This window comes from Ignatzschineria cameli (genome assembly GCF_003121895.1).
Lineage (GTDB): Bacteria > Pseudomonadota > Gammaproteobacteria > Cardiobacteriales > Wohlfahrtiimonadaceae > Ignatzschineria > Ignatzschineria cameli.
Genome location: NZ_QEWW01000001.1, coordinates 636379 through 660749, shown reverse-complemented (window position 1 = coordinate 660749; position 24371 = coordinate 636379). Strand labels below are relative to the sequence as shown.

At 40.9% G+C, this 24371-nt stretch carries 17 protein-coding genes; 4 read left to right on the top strand and 13 right to left on the bottom strand.

Annotated elements, in window-relative coordinates:
* Positions 1–153: 153 nt before the first annotated feature.
* Both DC077_RS02590 and kynU read right to left on the bottom strand, forming a co-directional pair.
* Positions 154–1554: an amino acid permease gene (locus tag DC077_RS02590; protein ID WP_109217817.1), complete on the bottom strand. Its 1401-nt coding sequence runs from the start codon at positions 1552–1554 to the stop codon at positions 154–156.
* A gap of 431 nt (positions 1555–1985) precedes the next feature.
* Entirely contained in the window at positions 1986–3236 is a 1251-nt protein-coding gene (kynU, locus tag DC077_RS02585; RefSeq protein WP_109201181.1) for a kynureninase, read from the bottom strand.
* A 506-nt stretch (positions 3237–3742) separates the two neighbouring features.
* Between kynU and DC077_RS02580 the strand changes: the two genes are divergently transcribed.
* Positions 3743–4186: an Lrp/AsnC family transcriptional regulator gene (locus DC077_RS02580; RefSeq protein WP_109201180.1), complete on the top strand. Its 444-nt coding sequence runs from the start codon at positions 3743–3745 to the stop codon at positions 4184–4186.
* 187 nt (positions 4187–4373) lie between these two features.
* On the opposite strand, the gene DC077_RS02575 is transcribed toward DC077_RS02580, so the two are convergent.
* From DC077_RS02575 to DC077_RS02530, 10 genes are all read right to left on the bottom strand, one after another.
* The gene (locus DC077_RS02575; protein ID WP_109201179.1) at positions 4374–4742 is read right to left on the bottom strand and encodes a glutaredoxin family protein; all 369 of its coding nucleotides are present in this window, start codon (positions 4740–4742) and stop codon (positions 4374–4376) included.
* Between the two features lie 155 nt (positions 4743–4897).
* Entirely contained in the window at positions 4898–5353 is a 456-nt protein-coding gene (locus tag DC077_RS02570) for a YaiI/YqxD family protein (RefSeq protein ID WP_109201271.1), read from the bottom strand.
* 194 nt (positions 5354–5547) lie between these two features.
* Positions 5548–5982 (bottom strand): universal stress protein, encoded by a 435-nt coding sequence (locus tag DC077_RS02565; RefSeq protein WP_109201178.1) that lies wholly within the window; start codon positions 5980–5982, stop codon positions 5548–5550.
* 372 nt (positions 5983–6354) lie between these two features.
* Complete coding sequence (locus DC077_RS02560; RefSeq protein ID WP_420810000.1) at positions 6355–7674, bottom strand: cytosine deaminase; 1320 nt, start codon at positions 7672–7674, stop codon at positions 6355–6357.
* A complete protein-coding gene (gene codB, locus DC077_RS02555; protein ID WP_109201176.1) occupies positions 7664–8899 on the bottom strand; it encodes a cytosine permease in 1236 nt (411 codons plus the stop codon). Before codB ends, DC077_RS02560 begins: the two co-directional genes overlap by 11 nt.
* Before the next feature lie 458 nt (positions 8900–9357).
* A complete protein-coding gene (gap, locus tag DC077_RS02550) occupies positions 9358–10353 on the bottom strand; it encodes a type I glyceraldehyde-3-phosphate dehydrogenase (protein WP_109201175.1) in 996 nt (331 codons plus the stop codon).
* A gap of 264 nt (positions 10354–10617) precedes the next feature.
* Positions 10618–12114 carry a leucyl aminopeptidase gene (locus DC077_RS02545; protein ID WP_239990338.1) on the bottom strand — a complete coding sequence of 499 codons (1497 nt, stop codon included), beginning with the start codon at positions 12112–12114 and terminating at the stop codon, positions 10618–10620.
* Positions 12115–12673: 559 nt separating this feature from the next.
* The gene (gene miaB / locus DC077_RS02540; RefSeq protein ID WP_109201174.1) at positions 12674–14020 is read right to left on the bottom strand and encodes a tRNA (N6-isopentenyl adenosine(37)-C2)-methylthiotransferase MiaB; all 1347 of its coding nucleotides are present in this window, start codon (positions 14018–14020) and stop codon (positions 12674–12676) included.
* Between the two features lie 128 nt (positions 14021–14148).
* Positions 14149–14958, bottom strand: coding sequence for a peptidoglycan editing factor PgeF (gene pgeF, locus DC077_RS02535; protein WP_157953470.1), 810 nt, complete (start codon positions 14956–14958; stop codon positions 14149–14151).
* On the bottom strand, positions 14939–15937 hold the full coding sequence (locus tag DC077_RS02530) for an RluA family pseudouridine synthase (protein WP_109201172.1): 999 nt from the start codon (positions 15935–15937) through the stop codon (positions 14939–14941). The genes pgeF and DC077_RS02530 overlap by 20 nt, the downstream gene beginning before the upstream one ends.
* Before the next feature lie 84 nt (positions 15938–16021).
* Between DC077_RS02530 and DC077_RS02525 the strand changes: the two genes are divergently transcribed.
* The 3 genes from DC077_RS02525 to DC077_RS02515 all read left to right on the top strand — a co-directional run bounded on the left by DC077_RS02525 (position 16022) and on the right by DC077_RS02515 (position 21255).
* Positions 16022–16819, top strand: a complete 798-nt coding sequence (locus tag DC077_RS02525; protein WP_239990337.1) for an outer membrane protein assembly factor BamD — start codon at positions 16022–16024, stop codon at positions 16817–16819.
* 503 nt (positions 16820–17322) lie between these two features.
* Positions 17323–18603 (top strand): 3-deoxy-D-manno-octulosonic acid transferase, encoded by a 1281-nt coding sequence (locus DC077_RS02520; RefSeq protein WP_109201170.1) that lies wholly within the window; start codon positions 17323–17325, stop codon positions 18601–18603.
* A 438-nt stretch (positions 18604–19041) separates the two neighbouring features.
* Positions 19042–21255 (top strand): NADP-dependent isocitrate dehydrogenase, encoded by a 2214-nt coding sequence (locus DC077_RS02515; RefSeq protein WP_109201169.1) that lies wholly within the window; start codon positions 19042–19044, stop codon positions 21253–21255.
* Between the two features lie 187 nt (positions 21256–21442).
* On the opposite strand, the gene leuS is transcribed toward DC077_RS02515, so the two are convergent.
* Positions 21443–24028: a leucine--tRNA ligase gene (leuS, locus tag DC077_RS02510; protein WP_109201168.1), complete on the bottom strand. Its 2586-nt coding sequence runs from the start codon at positions 24026–24028 to the stop codon at positions 21443–21445.
* Between the last annotated feature and the right edge of the window lie 343 nt (positions 24029–24371).

Here is a 24371-nt window from a genome sequence, read left to right as displayed (position 1 = left end):
GTGTGATGATCTTCTTACATCCCACTCTACTTCCTTCTAGATCTCTATCTTTGTTGTAGAGCATACTTTAAAGAGGCGCTCTCTTAAATGATTAACTGGTGAAAAGTGATAATAAGTAATAAAAGTAATATTTAAGAGAGCTTGTATGAGATTTTACGGCTTGGTTGCCTCTTGGTTTTGTACCTTTTTGTTCTGGATCTGTTTAATAAAGTAGAAGATCACTAACAATATCAAAAAGGGGATACCGAACTTTAATGTTGAATGGAAGATATCGGTAAACCAGGTGGTGATCGTGATTGCAACGATTGACCCAAAGCCTAGAAGGGTTCCGATAGGATATCCTGGCATTTTAAATTTCAATTGAACCCCTGTTTTGCGCATCGCTCTTCTAAAGAAGAGGTGGGTGAAGAAGATCATCCCCCAGGTGAAGAGGGCACCAAACATGGAGAGTGCAATCATAATCGGGAATGCGGTATCAGGATTGAAGGTATAGACAATAGCAGCAACGGCAATCCCACTTGCAGAGAGTGCTAATGCATGCATCGGTACTCCATTTTTATTGATTGTGCCAAAGACTTTAGGCGCATCTCCCGCACGAGAGAGGCTAAACATCATTCGTGTTGAGATATAGAGCATACTATTCATCGCAGAGAGTGCCGCAATAATGACGATGAAGTTTAAGATGCTATCTGCAAAGGGAACATTGAAGGATTGCATTACCGTCACAAAAGGGCTTGTCGCTTCTGGCGTGATCAATGTTTTCCATGGCACCAACATAATGATGAGTGAGAGCGATAAGATATAGAAGATAAAGAGGCGTAAGAGTGTTGCTTTAAAGGCGTGACGTACCGCTTTTTCAGGATCTTCTGCCTCACCTGCGGCTACTGCAATCATCTCAATACTAAGATAACTAAAGATAGAGATAATAACGCCGATCCAAACGCCGGAGAATCCATGAGGGAAGAAGCCATCATCACCGATGAGATTCTCTTTCACTTCAGCTCCATTTTTGAAACTGACGATTACACCAATTGCCATAATGATAAAGGCGATAATTGCAAAGACTTTAATGGCTGAAAACCAATACTCTACAGATCCGAAGGCCTTGACGCTGTAAGCATTCACATAGATCAGTGCAGCAGAGAAGAGGGCAATCCAGATCCATGCAGAGATGTCGGGAAACCAAAATTTCATATAATCGGCAACGGCTGTTACCTCAGTCCCTACCGCTAGAACAATACAAGCCCAATAGCTATAACGGATTAGAAAGCCAGCTAAAGGATGAATATAGTGTTCTGCGTAGGCGCCAAAAGAGCCTGAAGTGGGATGTTGTACTGTCATCTCCGCTAAGCAACCCATCAGCAATAGGGCAATAACCCCGCCAATGGCATAACTTACGATAACCCCGGGGCCGGCAAAAGCGATGGCAAATTTACTACCTAGAAATAATCCAGTACCGATAGCACCACCAATAGCGATCATCGCCATCTGTTTGCCAGTTAATTTTTTGTGAAGTCCTGCTTCACGAGCTTGAATTTTATCAAAGCTACTCATGATAATCCTCCAAAGATCTTGTTAGTCAAGATCTTAAATACCTCTATTTAGTTTGTAGTGGTCTACTTCTTCTACCATTTTTTATTATTGTTAAACGTCAATCTTAAACTGCGATTTTCACGATCGATTCTCTTATCTATTATCACTACTGAAGTGTTGATAACAGAGTGAAAGCGAGTTAATTATCGCGATGTTGCTTAATTTTGGTTAAGAGGATCTGTTTTAGGCTAATAGGTAGATTTTAAGTTGTAATATTGTATATATTTTATCAATATATCAGGGGAAAATAGTAGAATTTTTTAAGAAAAGATGAGATCTATTACACAGATCTATTGCACAGATCTATGGTACATAATGCAGCAATCTTATCCTCTGCAACGCTACTATTTCCCTGATTTTTAATCTGCTAGGTGACTAAATGAAGATGGAAATTAGGTCACATCGCCTCTTTGTTGATAGCGAGGGTTTTCCCACTCTCTATTTTCAAAGACCGCTTTAATATGGGCAACTGCATGCCAGATATCGCTGTAGCTTAAATAGAGTGGTGTCACGCCAAAACGCATCACTTCAGGCTCACGATAATCGCCAATAACACCTCGTGCAATTAGGGCTTGAATAACGGCATAACCCTCTTTATGCTCAAAGCTAACATGGCTACCTCGATAGTGATGATCTTTCGGGGTAATTAGTTTTAGATTATAGGGTTGGCACTCTTGTTCGATTAACTTAATAAAGAGGTCTGTTAGAGCCAACGATTTTTGACGAATAGTTGCCATATCGGTCTGTAGGAAGATATCTACTCCCGCCTCGATAAGAGACATGGAGATAATAGGTTGTGTTCCGCAAAGATAGCGGCGAATCCCCGATGCAGCTTCATATTTTACAGCCATATCAAATGGACGTTCATGACCCCACCAACCAGAGAGTGGTTGCCAAAAGCGTGTCTGATAGCGTGGATGAACCCAGAGCATTGCGGGAGAACCTGGGCCACCATTGAGATATTTATAGGTACAACCAACGGCAAAATCAGCGTTACTTCCATTAAGATCGATCGCAACAGCACCGATTGAGTGACAAAGATCCCAGATGACTAATGCCCCTTTTTCATGCGCAACTCTATTGGTTTCTGCCATATCAAAGAAGTACCCGGTACGGTAATTGACGTGAGAAAGAACAATAGCGGCCGTCTCTTCATTGATGCTATCTGCAAGCTCATCGGGGTGGTCGATCAGCTCAATACGATAACCACGGTCTAAAAATTGGGTAAATCCTTCAATAATATAGAGATCCGTTGGGAAGGAATCTCTCTCTGCAATGATCACTTTACGTTGAGGATCTTGCTCTTCTTGAATATGGATCGCGCTCGCTAATACTTTGAAGAGGTTAAGGGAGGTTGTATCGGTAACCACTGTCTCCCCAGCTTTTGCTCCGACAAGTTGGCCAATTTTGTCGCCTAGGCGTGTTGGCAAATTCCACCAATCATTACTATTCCAGCTATTGATAAGATCATTTCCCCACTCTTGCATAATGACCTGTTTTGCAAGTTCCTCTGCCGCTTTAGGACGTGCGCCAAGCGAGTTGCCATCAAGGTAGATCACCTCTTTAGGTAGTGCGAACTGCTCTTTAAAGTGGGCTAATTGATCGTTTTGATCAAGTTTTAAACAGTCTTGAAGTGTGATCATAAATCTTCTCCTTTAATGCTCAATGATTCATTGGTGATTTTGTTATTTGTTAGGTTTTATAGATTTCTATTTTTATTCGATTTTTTGGATCTTTATCAATCTCGCTCAAGTGCTAATCTTAAGTGAAGTTGTTAATGACCTATTTATCTATTTATGTCATCTATATCGTTTATATTGTCTATATCGCCTAGCTAATACTGCTCTCTATTTTATTGCCTTTAAAAAGCGCACTATTTTGCAACTCTTTTATCGGCTTTTCTTGACCTAAATCGTGTGATTTTTTAAGATCTACTTACGAATAATTGACGAAAATTTAAGTCTATTTTAGTTATTTCTTAATATTTTTTACCATATCGTCAAATTAATGCGTTGTTATTTTCTATTTAAAGCATGATAACCACAATCTAACACGAAATTTAACGAATTTTATTGCAAATAAATAGTCCATAAAACTATTTTTTAGAATTAAATGCGGTAAGATGAGGGAAAAAGAGAGGAGATTCTAAATGAAACTAGATGAAATAGATTTGAAGATTTTACGCGCGTTGAAAGAAGATGGTCGATTATCCAATCAAGATTTAGCAGAAAGGATATCGTTGTCACCCTCCGCTTGTCACCGTAGGGTGAAAGAGTTGGAGAATAGTGGCATTATTAAAGGTTATCGCGCTATTTTAGATGAGAAGAAGTTAGGGCGAGAGATTGAAGCATTTGTTGAGATCGGTTTAATGCATCTTGATGAATCGGGACATCAACATTTTTGCGATCATATTGCCACATTACCAGAGGTGATCAATGCTTATATCATCACCGGTGAATCAAATTACCTACTCCATGTGAGAACAAATAACTTCTCAACCTTCTCCTATTTTATCACCCATAAATTGAATAAGATTTCTGGCATCATTAAAATTCATTCCAAAATTGTTATTAGTGATGTGAAGAAGATGTAGGCAAGGCAAGATAGGCAAACAAGATAGGTCAAGATAGATAAGTATTATTACAGACTTGAATGCTTAAATAGATACCTAAATATTGAGATATTGAGATATTGAGATATTTAGTATTAAAAAAGCGATCTCTAGTGATAGATGATCGCTTTTTTAAAGGCATGAAGGCACCTTTTTAAGGGAGTGAAGATTATGCTTCGTGTGCAATCTTTTCAAGATATTGATTGATGGCATCAGACTCATACATCCAGTTGACAGAGCCATCTTCATTTTCGATACGAAGGCAGGGAACTTGGCGTTTGCCACCTTGGGAGAGAAGCTCTTCAGCAAATTGAGCATTATCTTTTGCATCTCTCAATTCAATATTGAGATTGAGTCTTTTAATGGTCCGGCGGACTTTGACGCAGAAGGGACACATGTGAAATTGGTAGAGTGCAAGATGAGCAGTCTTCTGATCCATCTTCGCTTGTGCTTCAGCAGAGCGTTTTACCGGCGTTGGTGCAAAGGTATTATCAAAAAAGAGGATCGCTTTACCAAGAATATTACGTATCAGTTTCATATTAAATCCTTATCAGATGATTCTATTAACAAGGCTCCATAAGGAGATAGAGCAAGGAAGGGCAAATTAGGGAAACGCTTAGTGTATCAAGCTTTCTATAAAATGAGAAACGAAAGCAGGAGCGTAATTGCCGCTAGATTTAGTTATGCTCAGTTTTAAGGGCGATGATAATCACGCAGCCAACGATCGAGGCTATTACTAAAGTGTTGACGATCGCGCTGATTGAGTGGTTCAGGTCCCTTTGTCTGAATACCGCTTCCTCGAAGAAGCTCATTAAAATCTCGCATCGCAAGTTTGGCATTGATACTCCCAAGGTCATAAAAATCACCTCGTGGATTGAGGGCAATTCCCCCTTTATCGAGAACCTCTTTTGCCAAAGGGATATCGGCGGTGATGATTAGATCATCAGCTTCAGTCATAGAGACTATTCGTTGATCGGCCACATCAAATCCCGATAATACCTGAATCGCTAATAGAAAGGGGGAGCGGGGTAATTTGGTTGGCTGATTGGCGATAAAGGTTATCTTAATCTTCTCTCGCACGGCAGTTCTGCAAAGAATCTCTTTTAAAACATTGGGAATAGCATCAGCATCAACTAATATTTGTGCCATTTTGACCGCCTCTTTGTTCATTGTTCTCTCTTTCTTACTCCTACTTTCATTCAAGCATCTCGCTCTTTGAACTTAAGGTGAGTGAAAGTACTAAAAATAAAAGAGCTCTTTAACTCAAGAGCTCTTTAGAATTGTTAAATACAAATAGATATTAGATACTTCGAAAATATATCTCGCAAATCGTTATTAGCGTATTAGCGAACGATCATGATATCACAAGTTGAGTGACGGACAGTGCTCTCAGAGACAGATCCTACAAACATTCTCTCAACCATGCCATAACCCGTTGCACCCATAACAATTAGATCAGCATTGACTTCAGGCGCAATCTTTTTAGCGATGACAGATCTTGGTGAGCCCTCTTTTTTCAATGTTGCAACATCAGTGATACCTGCATCTTTAGCTTTCTGTTCTGCATCTGCAAGAATCTTTTTCGCATTATCTTCCGCATACTCTTCAAGTGGTTCACGATAAGCAATCGCTAGTGAGTATGAGCGAACATCAATAACGTGGGCAATGACTAATTTACTTGTGTAGAACTTTGCTAACTCAATTGCACGATCAAGTGCTTTAAGAGAGGCATCAGAACCATCAACAGGGACTAAAATCGTTTTATATTGTTTACTCATATTAAACTCCTAACGTGGGTTAAGGTTAAAGATCAATGGATAATAGATGGATATCTAATATTAAATCGCTTAAATACTATTTTTATCGCTTATTCTGCCTATTTAATCGGTTTATTAGTCTATTAATTATTAGTTGATTTGCTAGATCTCTTAATGAATCTTTAAGTAACCTTCCTAAAAGATGCATTCTGTGCGCTCTTCTCAACTATTAACCATTTTCATTATACCCAACTTTATTATTATTTACAGAAGATTAAAAATAGAAATAACGATAAAGATCAATGTAACCTCTCAATGTAACTTCTCAATGCAACTTCAGAAGAGAACTATTGCGTTACTTTTTCGTTATTTATTCTCTTCTCTATTTAGACTTTAGCGTTTAAAGTCGACTCTCTCTCCATGCTCATCTCCTTCTTGAAGATAGATATGGGTTAAGGGCTCGGTAGTTGTTGCGATAATCTTTCCTTGGCGGATGGAGTAGCGAGTCGCTACTTGGCGTCTTAAAGCATCAAAACCATTCTCTGCTGGAAGAATCAAGCAGTTAGCCGAAAATCCCTCTTTAATACCGTATTGCTCAAGGTGAAGGACTTTGGCGCTATTATTGGTAATGAGATCTAAACCATTATTGAGCTCAGGATACCCCATCATCTGCCCGACATGCATTCCCATATGGAGCACTTGAAGCATATTAGCGGTGCCTAAAGGGTACCAGGGATCAAAAACATCATCGTGACCAAAGGCAACATTTAAACCTGCTTTTAAGAGTTCTTTAACGCGTGTCATTCCACGGCGTTTAGGGTAGCTATCGAAACGCCCTTGAAGATGAATGTTTACTAAAGGATTAGCTACAAAGTTGATCTTTGAGAGGCGGAATGCTCTAAAGAGGCGAGAAGTATAGGCATCATTATAAGATCCCATCGCGGTGGTGTGGCTTGCGGTAACCCGCTCTCCGATCTCATCACGATAGGCAAATGCAGCGACAGATTCTACAAAACGAGATTGTTCATCATCAATTTCATCACAATGAATATCGATAAGACGATCATATTTTTTAGCAAGCGAGAAGAGATACTCTAATGATTGCACGCCATATTCCCGCGTAAATTCAAAGTGGGGAATACCACCGACAACATCGGCTCCCATCTTTAGCGACTCTTCAAGAAGCGCCTCTCCTTGTGGAAATGAGAGAATACCTTCTTGAGGAAAAGCAACGATTTGAAGGTCGATAAATGGTTTGACCTCCTCTTTAAGTTCAAGCATTGCTTCTAGGGCAACGAGTGAGGGGTCAGAGATATCGACATGGGTTCTAACATGTTGAATACCATTGGCAACTTGCCATTTTAATGTTTTAAGCGCACGGTTTTTGACATCTTCATGGCTTAAAAGTGCTTTTCGTTCTGCCCAGCGCTCAATCCCTTCAAAGAGAGTCCCTGAGAGATTCCACTTCGGCTCACCTGCTGTTTGTGTGGTGTCGAGATGAATATGGGGCTCGATAAAGGGGGGAATTAGCAATCCCTCTTCAGCATCGATTCGTTTGATCGACTCAGAGATTTCAAAAGGTTCATCTTGTGGGAGGATCTTCGCAAATTTCCCCTCGGAGATCATCACTTTCCAAAGACCGGCATGATCGCGGAGGCGGGCATTTTCAATCAATAGTTGCATCTTATATTCTCCTATTTGATTATTTGATATGGTTTTTAGTGCCTAATGTCTTCTCAAGAAGAAGATAGGTGATTAATGATGCGATAACAGAGTTTAGAGGAACAATTCCCCCTAAGAGATAGCTTGCCAATACACCGGCAATGACAGCAATAATCGCATTCCAATTCATAAAGATGGCATTCATCTCGGCAATCTGCTCATAACGCTTTCTCTGCATAAAGAAATCCGCAATTAAGATCGCTCCCACAGGAGGGATAGCAGATGATAAGAAAATAAGCCAGTCGACAAAGTTATTATAGAGCCAGAGTGAGCTAATCGTCCCGATAAAACCTAAAATCATCGAAAGTTTTCGGCTTGAGATGCCTGTAATGCTCGAAAAACCAAGGCCTGAAGCGTAGAGTGCATTATTGTTAGTCGTCCAGATATTTAAACCTAAAATAAGAATGGCAGGAATAATCAACCCTTGAATGAGCATAACATCGAAGATATCGGCTTTCCCTAAGGCGAGTGTACCGATAGCGCCGAAGATAAACATTAATGAGTTTCCGATAAAGAAGGCAAGTACAGCGGCGATAATAGCTGTTTTTGCATTGCGCCCAAAGCGAAGAAAGTCCGCGGTCAATGTGCCGGCACTGATAAATGAGCCGATAACGATACTAAGGGCGCTCGCCATTGTGAGGGGATCAGTCGGCTCAACTGCAGCAAGTGCGCGTACACCACCGACAGAATCAACAGCTTCCCAGACAGAATAGATCCCTAAAATACTCATGGAAGGGACCGCTAAAATAGAGAGGGCAGCAATCGCGCCAATTCCAAAATACATTGTTCCGGTCATAAGTATGCCGGCGATTGCAATAAGGAGGTAGAGATTGATTCCGGTAACTTCACTAACAGGAATGACAAACATTGCGACCCCAACACCAAACCAGCCCACTTGTGTGCCGGCAAGAAGTAGCGAGGGTAACCAAGCCCCACGGCGACCAAAGGCATAGCGCGCTAAAAGGTGGGTTGTTAAGCCCGTTTTGACACCGATATAGCCCAAAAAAGCGGTATAGATTGCTAAAAAAGAGTTACCAATTAAGATGGCAATAAAGAAGTTATTGAGATTTAGACCTGCACCAACACGACCTCCAGCAAGCATACTTGCCGAAAAGAAGGTAAGGCCGAGCATAATAAAGGAGAGGGAGATAAGGCTTTTTCTTTGTTCTTGGGGGACAATCCCTTGGCTGTAGTTGACATCTTGGGGTTGAGACATCGGTGGACTCCATTGATGGTTGATAAAATAAAGTTCTATGAATTGTAGGTCTGCTTTGTTGAAGTGGGAGGATCGCGCATTGATCCCTATCTGCTTTCTGAGTACAAAACTTTCCCATAATAAATCTTTTTTTAAAAAAGAGAAGCTATTAGCTAGAGATTAGTCACTTTCAATGATCATGCTTTTAATTATCATCATTTTTCTAGTTTTAAGGATTTTAGAACTCCTCATAGCGCTCGGCTCACGCAAGAGAGTAGGGTATCAGTGTCAGTATTAGTGTTAGTAATTGGGGGTGTTGGTGTAAAAATTAAAAATTGGCATAAAAAAAGAGATCTAACATCTTTGCTGGTAGGCAAATAAGATAGATCTCTCTTTGTTAAAGGGCATTAGCTAGTTTCTTGTGCGGAACACTCAGTAAATTGCTTTTTAAGCCCTCTTTTAGATTCGTTTAGAAACGATTATTTAGAGATATGTGCAACTAAGTCGAGAACTTTGTTAGAGTAACCGATTTCGTTGTCATACCATGATACAACTTTGACAAAAGTATCTGTTAAAGCGATACCTGCTTTTGCATCAAAGACTGAAGTACATACTTCACCTAAGAAGTCAGTTGAAACAACTGCATCTTCGGTATAGCCTAAAACACCTTTTAACTCACCTTCTGCCATCTCTTTCATTTTTGCGCAGATCTCTTCATAAGTTGCAGGTTTTTTCAAGTTAACTGTTAAATCGACCACAGAGACGTTAGGAGTTGGAACGCGGAAAGACATCCCTGTTAATTTACCATTAAGCTCAGGGATAACAACGCCAACAGCTTTTGCTGCACCTGTTGATGAAGGGATGATGTTTTGTGATGCACCGCGACCACCTCTCCAATCTTTTGCAGATGGACCATCGACAGTTTTTTGGGTTGCTGTTGTCGCATGAACTGTGGTCATAAGACCTGATTCAATCCCCCAAGTATCATTAAGAACTTTAGCGATAGGTGCTAAGCAGTTTGTTGTACATGATGCGTTTGAAACAATATCTTCGCCTTTATAGCTATCTTCATTAACGCCGATAACAAACATGGGGGTCTTATCTTTTGAAGGACCTGTCATAACAACTTTTTTAGCGCCAGCTGTAATATGTTTACGTGCTGTCTCATCCGTTAAGAAGAGACCTGTACCTTCGACAACTACATCAACATTGATCTCATCCCATTTAAGGTTCGCAGGATCTCTTTCTGAAGTTACACGGATTTTTTTGCCGTTAACTACTAAGTGCCCATCTTCTACCTCTACAGTTCCATTAAAGCGACCATGAGTAGAGTCATATTTGAGCATATAAGCCATGTAATCAACATCGATAAGATCATTGATTCCAACTACTTCAATATCGTTACGCTCGCATGCTGCACGGAAAACAAAGCGACCGATACGACCAAAACCATTAATACCAACACGAATTGCCATGATGTATCTCCTTTTGAGAGTCAAATTACAGATTAATTATAGATTAACTACAGATTAACTACAGATTAGATAACGCTAGTATGATAACTGATCAATTGCTATTTACGAATTCAATTGTAATTCAACTGTAATTCTATTGTGCTATTGAGCAGTTATTCGATGATTGTTTATCAGATGACCAATCGATTACAGATTGGGAAACTGGAACTAGGATTGGAAAATTCTCACTCCCCAATCCCATTCCTCTAGAGTATTTTACCCAATTTAATCTTTATAGTTCTTGATGAAGTCAAGAAGTAGTGGAACAGGGCGTGCTGTTGCACCTTTTTCTTTGCCTGAAGTCCATGCGGTACCTGCGATATCGAGATGAGCCCATGGATAATCTTCAACAAAGCGCTCAAGGAAACAAGCTGCAGTAATTGAGCCTGCGCCGCGACCACCGCTGCTAATATTTCCCATATCTGCAAAATTAGAGTCAAGCATTGGTTGGAAGATATGATCCCAGATCGGGAACTCCCAAACGTAATCACGAGTTGTATCTGCAGATTCTTTGAGCTTGTTGCTAAGTGTATCGTTGTTACTGAAGAGTCCTGAGACCTCATGGCCTAATGCGACGATAATCGCCCCAGTTAAAGTGGCAATATCGACAATTGCTTTCGGCTTAAATTGGGTTGCATAGGTTAGGGCATCACAAAGGATGAGGCGACCTTCAGCATCAGTATTGAGGATCTCAATTGTTTGACCTGACATCGAGGTAACAACATCCCCAGGTTTTACTGCTTTGCCGGAAGGCATATTTTCTGTAGCGGGAATTAATCCGATCACATTCGCTTTTAAATTAAGTTCAGCAAGTGCTCTAAATGTTCCCAAGACAGAGGCTGCACCACCCATATCATATTTCATCTCATCCATTGCTGCACCCGGCTTGAGTGAGATACCGCCGGTGTCAAAAGTAACACCCTTTCCAACTAAAGCGATTGGAGCTTCATTTTGCATCTCTTCATGAACATATTCGAGGACGATAAAGCGAGGTTTCTCTTTTGAGCCTTGCGCAACTGCAAGAAAAGCCCCCATCTGTAACTTTTTAATATCATCTTTGTTAAGGACGGTAGCTTTAATGCTTGGGTATTTCTCTGCAAGTTTAAGGGCAGCTTCGCCAAGATCTTTAGGTGTCATCATATTCGCCGGCATATTTGCGAGCGTTTTTGTTAAAGACATTCCATTGACTAATGCTTGACCATAGGCAACCGCTTCAGCGATACCCGCCTCTTCATTGTTATCGAGGATTGTAATTGTTTTAAGGTCGAGCGCTTTGACTTTCTCTTTTTTCTCAGCGGCAAATTGATAGAGCACATCACCGATCGATTGAATAAGGGCTGGGATTGAGGTTGCTTTGCGCTTGCAGTTTTCAAGTAGGGCAAATGTTGCATCTTTAGCAGGTGTCGCTTTGATCCAGCGAGTCGCAGCGGCAACAGCTTTGCGCATCATATCGATATTGTACTTCTCTTCTTTTCCTAAACCCACAACTAAGAGACGTTCCGCTTTAAGTCCATTGAGACCGAGAAGGGGGAGAACTTCTCCCGTTTTACCACTAATATCGCCACTCTTGAGTAATTTTGCTAATGCGCCATTGAGGTGTGCATCTAATTTTTCTGCAGTCGCAGTTAGTTTCCCTTCAAAAGCACCGATAACGAGACAATCTGTTTGATGTTGGTCGAGCGCATCATGTGCTGCGTGAAAAGTCATTTTATTGATATTCATAATATTCCTTTAAACAATCCTTGAGAGGTAACTCTTTCGTGGAAGACTTTTGGTCTATCTCAGTTGAGAGAATTTTTACTCTTCCTTCAACCTCTTCTCTATAAACATAAACTGTAGAGTTCGTTAATAGAGTTTGTTGCAATTTAAAATGAGAGGTTAAAGAGTAACGCGGTTAAGGGATCTGTCCTTGTTAATGGTTAAAAAACTTAAATCTGTTTTGAGCTATCTGACGCAGACCTTTTCTTCAGTCTAACTTAAAAAAGGTCTCCACTCTAAAAGAGATTATGTGGTTTTAATTTCTGTATTCAACAGAGAAGTTACTTAATTATGCAAATAACGATTTTTAATGGTTATGTTGATATGTTGATAGTCAGGTAAATAATCATATTGATGAGTCAGATCGATGAGTCATATTGATGAGTTATATTGATGAGTTATATAGATGATTATCGACATCTCTTTAAAGTATTCTTTAGTGCCTCTCTTGTAGAGAGATTAGTCTGTTCTGATGGAGAAAGAGAGATCAATGGGTTTTGATCTCTCTTTCTAATATTTTGGTTTAAGATTCGGCGACAACAAGACGTCCACGGAGAGAGTTTGGTTGCGCTTCTGTAATCATTACATCACAAAAGTGACCAATCAGAGTGCTAGGGGCTTCAAAGTTGACGACCCGATTATTCTCGGTTCTTCCGGCAAGCTCTTTGGGATTATTGCGAGATGGGCGATCTACTAAGATGCGTTGAACTGTACCGACCATCGATTGTGAAATTGCATTTGCTTGCTCTGTCAATTTTGCCTGTAGGCGTGCAAGACGTGCTTTCTTCTCCTCTAAGGAGACATCGTCAGGAAGATTTGCTGCCGGCGTTCCCGGTCTTGCGGAGTAGATAAAGCTAAATGAGTGGTCGTAATGGATCTCTTCAACGAGCTTCATTGTCGCTTCAAAGTCAGCCTCGCTCTCTCCGGGGAAACCAACGATAATATCTGTTGAGATAGAGATATCGGGGCGGATGGCACGAAGTTTTTTAATTTTTGCTTTATATTCTAATACCGTGTGGTTGCGTTTCATCATCATCAAAATATGGTCAGAGCCCGATTGAACAGGAAGATGAAGATGTGATACGAGCTTAGGGACACGAGCATAGGCTTCGATAAGTCGATCATTAAATGCGATGGGATGGGAGGTGGTGTAACGAATCCGCTCAATCCCTTCAATTTCAGCAACATACTCAATTAAGAGCGCTAGATCGCCAATTTTACCATCAGGCATCTCCCCTTGGTAATCGTTAACATTTTGTCCAAGTAACGTTACTTCACGTACGCCTTGCTCTGCAAGTGAAGCGATCTCTCCTAATACATCGATAAAGGGGCGTGAAATCTCCTCCCCACGAGTGTAAGGAACGATACAGAAAGAGCAATATTTGTTACAACCTTCCATGATGGAGACAAATGCGGTAACACCTTCGGCGCGTGGCTTGGGGAGATGATCAAATTTCTCAATCTCCGGGAAGGAGACATCCACCTGTGTCCCATTGCCTTGCCATACATCATTAAGCATTTTAGGGAGGCGGTGCAATGTTTGTGGGCCAAAAATAATATCTACAAAGGGAGCGCGTTTTTTTATCGCCTCTCCCTCTTGCGATGCAACACAGCCCCCAACGGCAATCACGATATGGGGATTTTCCTCTTTATGTTTCCGCCAGCGACCTAACTCAGAGAAGACCTTCTCTTGTGCTTTTTCTCGGATAGAGCAGGTGTTGAGAATAAAGAGATCAGCCTCTTCAATCTTATCAGTCTGCTCTAAATTACAAAATGCTTTGAGTGAGTCTGCCATCTTTTCTGAGTCATACTCATTCATTTGGCAGCCCTGTGTTTGAATATAAAATTTCTTATATTGTACTGTGGACATAACTGGTTATAAATCTCGCAAGTTTGTAGATGTCGATCATTGAGATCGATAAAATTTAACGCTCTATTTTAGCCTATTTCTCTAAGAACTTCAGGTTAGTTTCTTATCGTTCTGCTCCCATTATGCTTCTACGTTTCATGGCGCCAGATGTAACTTGCCATGCGCCCCGATGAGATTCCATCTCGTCGATAGGAGTAGAAGAGTATAGGGTCAGAGTAGGTACAGAGATCCCCGCCATAGATCTGCGCTTCAGGAACACCGAGGTTTTTAAGGCGCAATTTTGCTAGCTGATAGATATCCGCTAAATATTTACCTTTGTTAGGAGAGGGGAGAAAGAGCGCCGGATGATGACGTTCTCTTTCCTCAAGATTATGCAGCAATGTATTGCGATATTGAAATGCGGATTTAACCTCAGGGCCAATCTCAAAGGCTTTTTGAGAAATTGCCGGCCCTAACCAGACAAAAAGATCCTCACTCTTTTGATTGAGGGCCTGAAAGCTATTTTCAATAATATCCATTAGGAGTGAGCGCCATCCGGCATGAATCGCAGTAACGATACTCTCCTGACGATTAGTGATCAAGATAGGCAGACAATCTGCTGTTAAGATCATTGCTGGTTGATTTGCGCTCTCTGTATAGGCAGCATCTGCGCCGGCACCATTCCACTTCGGTAAAATTGGGACGCAGAGATTAGAGTGGATCTGGGTAAGGGCGAAGTGGGTGCCGGGAATGTTGAAGGCGGTTTTGAGGCGCGCTCTATTCTCTAAGACATCTTCTTTTTGATCGGAGGAGCTTAAGCTGAGGTTAAGTCCTGAGAATGCTCCCTGAGAAACACCCCCTTGTCGTGTGGTTGTAAACGCTCTAATTCGCTCTGAAAGCGGCCAGTTAGGAGCAACTACGACGACACCATTATCAGCTTTAATGATCTTGCTGCTCATAAGCGATACTCTCCTCTCGAATGGCATCTACTAATGTTTTTAAGTCATTAGGCCAAGGTTGCTCAAAAGAGATAGACTCGCCGGTGCGAGGATGATTAAAGGTGATTGAGTAAGCATGGAGCGCCTGTCGCTTAAAGCCACGTAAGACATTTTCAGCATGTTGTCCAAATCTCTTTGGAATACGAAGGCGTGCGCCATAATCACTATCGCCGACAATCGGGTAGTTGATATGTTGCATATGAACGCGGATCTGATGAGTTCTGCCTGTTTCGATATTCACTTCTAAAAGGGTATGTGCTCTAAAGCGCTCTTTGACACGAACGTGGGTAATCGCCTCTTTCCCCTCATTGTTTCCCTCTTCATCAGTCTCTGTAACCCACATATGTTTCCGGCGATGTGGATTGCGACCAATGGGTGCATCGATTGTACGACCGGAAATCATCTCACCGATAACAAGGGCATGGTAGATTTTTGTAGGGGTTCTAGCCTTAAATTGCTCGATGAGGTTCTCTTCTGCCTCAACATTTTTTGCAATAACTAAAATGCCGGAGGTCTCTTTATCAAGGCGGTGAACAATTCCCGCGCGACTAAGATTGGCGAGCTCAGGGCAGTGGTGGAGGAGAGCATTTGCAAGTGTCCCTAGCTGATTACCAGCGCCGGGATGCACCACCATGCCGGCAGGTTTATTGAGAACAATGATATCGTCATCTTCAAAAATAATATCAAGATCAATCTTTTCTGGAATAATTTCCTCACTATCTGGTTGATTTTTATCGATAGTTAGTTGAATAATGTCTTGGCTAGCGACGCTATCTCTCGGACGAGGTACTTCGCCATTGAGAAGGACTTGGCCATTCTTAATTAGACGTTGTCCTTGGCTTCGAGATAGATTAGGCTGTAGAAGTGGAAGGATCGCATCAATGCGCTCTCCGACTAAATGCTCGGGGATTGTGATTGTAAAAGTTTCTGACTGTTTCATAATTTATCTGTATAATCTCGAAGAATTAATTCAATTTGTTGGACCTATAGTAATAAAATGAAAGCGAAAACACTAAAAATTTTTATGATACTAATTACTGCTGGCGTTATCTCCGCTTGTGGTTCGACCTCTGCTAAAAAAGATGATAAGTACTACGCAATGACGGGTCAGGATCTATTAGAGGAGGGGGATAAAAACTTAGAAGGTGCTAGCTATGAGGTTGCGGTTCAACACTATGAGGCGATTGAGGCTAGATTTCCTAACACGAGTTTAGCAGAGCAGGCAAAGTTAAATAAGATCTATGCCCATTACCATAATCGTGACCATGATAAAGCATTAACGGAGATCGATACCTTTATTAGGCTCTATCCACATCATGAGAGTATCGATTATCTCTACTATATGCAAGGATTGATCAACTTCGACCGAGCGCGATCTATCCTCGATAAACTTCTTCCCCCTGATAGAGCAAAAATCGATCAGAATCAGATGAAAGAATCACTTCAATCCTTTATGACTGTGATTGAGCGTTACCCTAATGGCGATTACGCAGAAGACTCTGCAGAGCGGGTGATCTATCTTCGTAATCTTCTAGCAGAAGCAGAGATTCATAAAGCAAAATTCTATCTTGATCGTCATGCCTATGTTGGTGCAGCGAATCGAGCGCAATATGTTCTTGATAATTATGATGCAACCACTTCAGTATCAGATGCTCTCTATATTCAAGCAAAAGCTTATCAAGCATTAGGGCTTGATGAATTATCACAGAAGAGTCTTGCTGTTTTACTGTATAACTTTCCTTATGATAAGCGTCTGACAGAATTTGGTTATGTCATCACCCCAACAGGTGCTGTTATTACAGAGACTGTTGTTGATGAGTAGTTTGAATAATTTGAATAATTGTTCACTTATTTGCTAACTCGCTAATTCGCTAATTCGTTAATTTGCATATTTAAGCTAATTGATACTTTGTATTTTGCATCTTAAATGTCAATTATAAGTATCAATTGGCCTAATCTCTAAGCTGGTAAGTTGAGTCTTTAACTTTAAGGTATTTGAGAGTTTAATGAGATGAGCCATTAATTAGATGAGCCATTAATTTTTCTCAATCAGTGCCATTTTGATCTCTCATCTTTGATGATTCGCTAAAGTATTTTATTGGAGTCATTTATTAGAGTCTTTTGTTAAAGGCTTTTAATAAAGTTTTAAGTCTTATCTTAAAGTATAAAGTATAAAGTATTTTGTTAAAGTGTGACTTAACGTTAGGATGGTGGTAAGAGAGGAGTGATTAAACAGCTTAGTTGATAAGAGGCTGGGGAGTCTGTTGCCAATCTGTTGTGAATATAACAATGTGAACATAATTATGCGCGTGGAATAACAATAATATGATTGTATTAATGCTTTATAGGTTGTTGTGGTGGATTCTTTTACCTATTATTGTCATCATTCGTCTCTTTAGAGATTGGCGCTCACCGCTTGGATTACGCTCTTTTTCCCATCGTTTTGGTTTTCAAAAACTTCCCACAGCGGATCTTATTATTCATGCTGTCTCCCTTGGAGAAGTACGCGCAGTTACCCCTTTAATTAGACGATTACTACAAGAACAACGTTGCTCTATCCTCTTTACTTCAACAACTTTAACCGGCAGTGATCAGATTCAGCGAACATTTAAGCGAGAGCTCGCTGACGGTAAGTTATTTCACGCTTATCTCCCCCTCGATTTTGGCCCATCAATCTCCCGCTTTTTAACAGCGGTAAAACCTAAGGTTATCTTAATTATGGAGACGGAGATTTGGCCTAATCTTATATACCAGGCAGGAAAGCGCCATATTCCCCTCTTAATTATTAGTGCTTGCCTCTCTGATCGCTCCTATCGCCGTTATCAGAAAATTGCACCTGCAATGCATCGTCTCTTAAAATCTGTAGATGTATTAACGCAAACCGATGAAGATACCCTACGCTTTGAAGTATTAGGTGCTCACTCCGTGGAGCGAATGGGGAATATTAAGTATGACTTAACGGTTTCAGAGGCGATCTACCAAAAAGTAGCTCCCTTGATGGCGATTCGTGATCCACAGTCAATCTATTGGATTGCGGCAAGTACTCATGAAGAGGAGGAGGAGGCTGTTGTTGAGGCCTTTATTAAGGCGCGTCGCCGAGCTCCTCACTTAAAATTAATTTTAGTGCCACGCCATCCAGAGCGCTTTCAAGAGGTGCGTTATCTCTTAATGGAGTATGCTGACGCACATGACTTTAAACTCTCCATTCGTAGTGAAGGAGAGCTTGCGGCGCTCGATCCTGCAGCAGATATCTGGTTAATCGATACTTTGGGAGAGTTGTTACTCTTCTATCTCTTTGCCGATATTGTCACCGTCGGTGGAAGTTTTGTGCCTATTGGCGGGCATAATATTTTAGAGCCTGCCTATTTCTCTAAGCCGATTATTGTCGGTCCTCATATGGAAGAGAATCGGGAGACCTTATTTAAATTTTTAGAAAATAATGCTCTGATTCAGGTAGATGCTGAACAACTTTCTGAAGTTGTGGTTGATTTTGCCAATGATCTTTCTTTACGAGAGCGATATGGTGCGGCTGCACAGAGAACAATGGCGGAAAACCAAGGGGCAATTGAAGTTGTGATGATGAAGTTACATCAATTGCTGAAGTAAGTTTTTAGAGCGATTCTGATACATTCATCAGATTGCATCAGTGCGCGATATTATTGGATGCTCATCTAATGATCACTTAATGATCGCCTAATGGTCATCAGGTGTTTATAAGTAGGCATTGATTTATTAATTAGAGAGTTGACTGATCTTGTAGAGTAAGGCTCTTTTTTATCCATCTTGGGGGATCATTTGCTAATCTTCAGCCATCTCTTATATACTGCTAAAGTTCTTTGCTAATCGTTTACTAATTCAATAGAAATTTCTCTTTATCTCTATCTTTGCCTTTAAATATAGGGTGATACCTCAATAAAAATAGTAATAAGGCAGGGGTGAGGGTTGATATTTGATAATACGATTATTTAATGCGATATTGATTGAGCTAACGATTTTTAATTATATATTATATAAATTTATACACTGATAAGGATAAACGTAAATATGGCAAAATCTAAGATTTTTTATACAAAGACAGATGAAGCGCCAGCGCTCGCTACCTACTCATTTCTTCCAATTGTAGAGGCTTTTACCTCACCTGCAGAGATCGATATTGAAGTTAAAGATATCTCATTGACAGGGAGAATCTTAGCGCTTTTCCCTGAATTGTTGGCAGAAGAGCAGCGTGTTGAAGATGCGCTCTCTGAATTAGGGCGTCTAACACAAGATCCTAAAACAAATATTATTAAGCTTCCTAATATTTCAGCTTCAATTCCACAATTGAAGCGCGCAATTGCAGAGTTGCAAGCAGCGGGATTTGCTATTCCTGATTTCCCGGAAGAGCCAAAAGATGAGAAAGAGACGGAGATTAAAGCTCGTTATGCGCGTGTTTTAGGGTCTGCGGTAAACCCTGTCCTACGTGAAGGAAACTCAGATCGTAGAGCGCCGGCAGCTATCAAAGAATTTGCGCGTAATAATCCTCATTCAATGGGGGAGTGGAAAAAAGATTCCAAAACAGCGGTTGCAACGATGAGCGAAGGGGATTTCTATGGTACAGAGCAATCAGTGACCATTCCTGAAGCGACAGAGTACAAGATTGTCTTTAAAGAGGTTGAGGGCGAAAAATTATTAAAAGATTATGCGCCGCTTTTAAAGGGAGAAATTATCGACTCCTCTGTTATGAATTTAGCGAAATTAAAAGCATTCGTAGCAGATGCAATCAAAGAAGCTAAAGAGAAAGATGTTCTTCTCTCTGCTCACTTAAAAGCAACAATGATGAAGGTGTCGGATCCTATCATGTTTGGGGCGATTGTTGAGGTCTATTTTGCGGATCTTTTTGCACAATATGGCGAGCTCTTTAAAGCGTTAGGAGTTGATACTCGTAATGGTCTTGGTGATATCTATGCCAAGATTAAAGGTCATGAGAAAGAGGCAGAGATTATTGCTGCAATCGATGCAGCTATTGAGAAAGGTCCACGTCTTGCGATGGTAGATTCAGATAAAGGAATTACCAATCTTCATGTCCCTTCAGATGTGATTGTGGATGCTTCAATGCCGGCCATGATTCGTGCGGGTGGAAAGATGTGGAATCGTGATAACAAAACTGAAGATACTGTAGCGATTATCCCTGACCGTTGTTACTCCGGTGTATTTGCCGCAACGATTGATGATTGTATTGAAAATGGTGCTTTAGATCCTCGTACGATGGGCACAGTACCTAACGTTGGTTTGATGGCGCAAAAGGCTGAAGAGTATGGTTCACATGATAAGACTTTCCAAGCAGAAGCTGATGGGGTGATTGAAGTCGTGGCGAAAGATGGCGCGGTCTTAATGAGCCAAAAAGTTGAGAAGGGCGATATCTTTAGAATGTGTCAGGCAAAAGATGCTCCTATTCAAGATTGGGTTAAATTAGCGGTAACGCGTGCGCGTCTTTCAGATACGCCTGCGGTTTTCTGGCTAGATCCACAGCGTGCCCATGATCGTGAGATGATCAAAAAGGTAGAGCAATATTTAAAAGATCATGATACTACCGGTCTTGATATTCAAATTATGGATCCTATCGCAGCGGCAAAACATACTTTAAAACGTATTCGAAAAGGTCAAGATACGATCTCTGTAACAGGTAATGTCTTGCGCGATTACTTAACAGATCTCTTTCCTATTCTTGAGCTTGGTACATCGGCGAAGATGCTCTCAATTGTTCCATTAATGAAAGGGGGCGGTCTCTTTGAAACAGGAGCGGGTGGTTCAGCGCCGAAGCATGTTGAGCAATTCTTAACAGAAGGGTATCTCCGCTGGGATTCTTTAGGTGAGTTTTTAGCATTAGCAGAATCACTTAAGCATCTAGGTCGTACGCAAAATAATCCAAAAGCGTTAGTATTAGCAGATGCCCTTGATAAGGCAAATAGTAAATTCCTCAAAGAAGATCGTTCGCCAGCAAGAAAATTGGGGCAGATCGATAACCGTGGCTCACATTTCTATCTTGCACTCTATTGGGCGGAAGCATTAGCGCATCAAGACCAAGATGCAGAGTTGAAAGAGATCTTTACTAAGGTTTATCAATCACTTGCAGAGAATGAGGCGAAGATTAATGAAGAGTTGATTGGCGCGCAAGGTCAAGCGCAAGATATTGGCGGTTACTATCGTCCTGTTGATGCAAAAGCAGTTAAAGCGATGCGTCCAAGTGAAACCTTCAATGCCATCTTAACTGCTCTTTAATATATAAAAGAAGACATAAAAGAATATATCAAAGAAGCAGATAACAGCTAATAAGCTAAATCTAAAGTTAAACTGACACTTGAAATTAAAGTTTATTAGATAGCGTGAAGTAAATACTAAAAAACCCAACAAGTTTTACTTGTTGGGTTTTCTTCTATATCGTACATATCGTTAAAGAATCTTAAGATTAGTTAGCGACAATGTTAACTAAACGATTAGGAACAACGATAATTCGGCGAATCTCGCCTTCAATGAATTTAGCTGCATTCTCATTTGCGAGCGCCGCTTTTTCAATCTCCTCTTTTGAGGCAGAAGCGGGGACAATAATCTCACCTCTTAAGCGACCATTGACTTGAACCATATATTTTACTTCATCAGAGACTAATGCTTCAGTAACCACTTCAGGAAGAGGGTGGTTGAGAATATCATCACCGAAGAGTGTACTCCAGATCGTATGTGTAATATGGGGCACAATAGGGCTCAAGAGTCGGAGCATAATAGAGAAGCCTTCCTGCTTAACGGCCGCTTCATCTCGAGAATCTCCCAATTTACTCAAGATATTGAGCATAATCATATTTGCGGAGATCACTGTATTGAAATGGAATCGTTCATAGTCATAGAGTGCTTTCTTCAACTCTTGATGAATCTCACGACGCGCATCTTTGGCACTTTTTTCTGTCAAAGTTTCACAGCTGAGAGTCAAATCTTTTAAGATTGCTTGATTTTCATAAGCAAAGTTCCAGATACGGCGTAAGAAACGATCGGCGCCCTCTAAGCCGGAAGCTGACCACTCAAGCGTCTGCTCAGGCGGTGAAGTAAACATCATAAAGAGACGAGAGACATCGGCACCATACTCTTTAACAATTGCCTCTGGATCAACACCATTATTCTTCGATTTACCCATCTTCTGGATGCCGTAGTAGGTGACAGGTTCCCCATCAGCTTTTAGGAAGTACTCCTTCTCACCATTAGTTTCTCGAACCTCAACGTCTTTGATATTGAACCACTCATAGCCTTTTGCGCTGTGACGGAAGAATGAAGGAGAAACAACCATCCCTTGCGTTAGAAGTGCTTTGAAAGGCTCAGGACCTACCTTTTCAATATCGCCTAATAATCCTTCATTGCGCATCAACTTATGGAAGAAGCGTGAGTAGAGAAGATGAAGAATTGCATGCTCAACTCCACCGATATATTGATCAACTGGTAACCAAGCAGTTGCTGCTTCTGGGTCGATCATACCTTGATCATAATTGCTGCATGCGAAGCGGGCATAATACCATGAAGATTCCACGAAGGTATCCATTGTATCGGTTTCACGCTCTGCAGCGCCGCCACATTTTGGACAAGTGGTATTCTTAAATGAATCGAGCTTATTAAGTGGGTTTCCACTTCCATCCGGAATACAGTCGGTCGGTAATACGACTGGAAGATCTTTTTCAGGAACAGGAACTTCACCACAGCTTGGGCAGTTAATAATAGGAATTGGACAACCCCAGTAGCGTTGGCGCGAGATTCCCCAGTCACGTAAACGATATTGTGTTTTAGGTTTTCCTAAGCCTTTTGCTTCTAGTGCTTCACCAATTTTAGCAAATGCTTCCTCAAAATTGAGGCCATCGAACTCACCTGAGTTGATTAATATTCCATGCTCTGCTAATGACTCGTGCCATACATCAGTGCTGATATTGCCATTTTCTGGCTTAATAACAACTTTAATAGGAAGGTTATATTTTTTAGCAAAGGCAAAGTCGCGAGCATCATGTGCAGGAACCGCCATAACTGCGCCATCACCATATGCCATTAAGACATAGTTTGCGACCCAGATCTCTACCTTTTCACCTGTAAGAGGATGTGTTGCAAATTGTCCCGTTGCCATTCCTTTTGCTTCTTGTGTTGCAAAATCAGCTTCGCTAGTGCCTGTTTTTTGGCACTCTTTAATAAATTCTGCTAATTGAGGATTGTTTTCTGCAGCTTTAGTCGCAATAGGATGCTCTGGCGCCACAGCAACATAAGTGACTCCCATTAGGGTATCCGGACGAGTGGTAAAGACATTGAATTGCCCCCCATCGTGTAGAAAGGTTACTTCCATTCCTTCTGAGCGCCCGATCCAATTAGCCTGCATTGTTCTTACTTGCTCTGGCCACTCTTCTAAAAGAGCGAGATCTTCTAATAACTCATCGGCATAATCGGTGATCTTAAAGTAGTACATCGGGATTTCACGACGCTCTACAAGCGCATCAGAACGCCATCCGCGACCATCAATTACCTGTTCATTAGCTAAAACAGTTTGATCGACAGGATCCCAGTTAACAATTCCCTTTTTGCGGTAGATAACCCCTTTTTTATAGAGTTGGAGGAAAAACCACTGCTCCCAACCATAATATTCAGGATCACAAGTAGAGAATTCACGGGACCAGTCGAAGCCAAATCCGAGCTCTTTAAACTGTTGACGCATATAGACAATATTCTTCTGTGTCCAGCTGTGAGGGGAGACTTTGTTATCGATCGCCGCATTTTCTGCCGGCATTCCAAAAGCATCCCAACCGATCGGTTGCATCACGTTATAGCCACTCATCTTCTTATAACGGGTGATAACATCGCCGATAGTGTAGTTACGGACATGTCCCATATGGAGTCTACCTGAAGGGTAGGGGAACATCGAAAGACAGTAGTAATTGGGTTTATCAGTTTTATCTTCTACTTTAAAAGAAGCATTCTTTTCCCAGAACGCTTGTGCTGCTGCTTCAATGACGGCCGCTTCGTAGGTTGGTTTCATTCCAAAAAATCCTTTATTTTATAGTCATTTAATAAAGTTTAAAAAATTTTAAAAGTTTTAAAAGTATAAAAAACTTAAAAGTTTAAAAGCTCAAAAGCTTAAATATTTAGCTGCTTCAATACGTCTATACACTCTTATACTCAAAACTCCCCCTATTTTTCTATTCTCTGCTATCTCAAATAGCATTTGGCAATATGGAGTAATGTTTATAGGGTAATGCTTAAAGTTGTTGAGTCATATCTTGTTGAATAAGGTCTCTATCAATTGTAGGTTTTAGGGAGTACTTTTCGGTTAAATTCCACTTTCTTAAGAATTATTACGTTTTGCTATTTTCAATAATTAT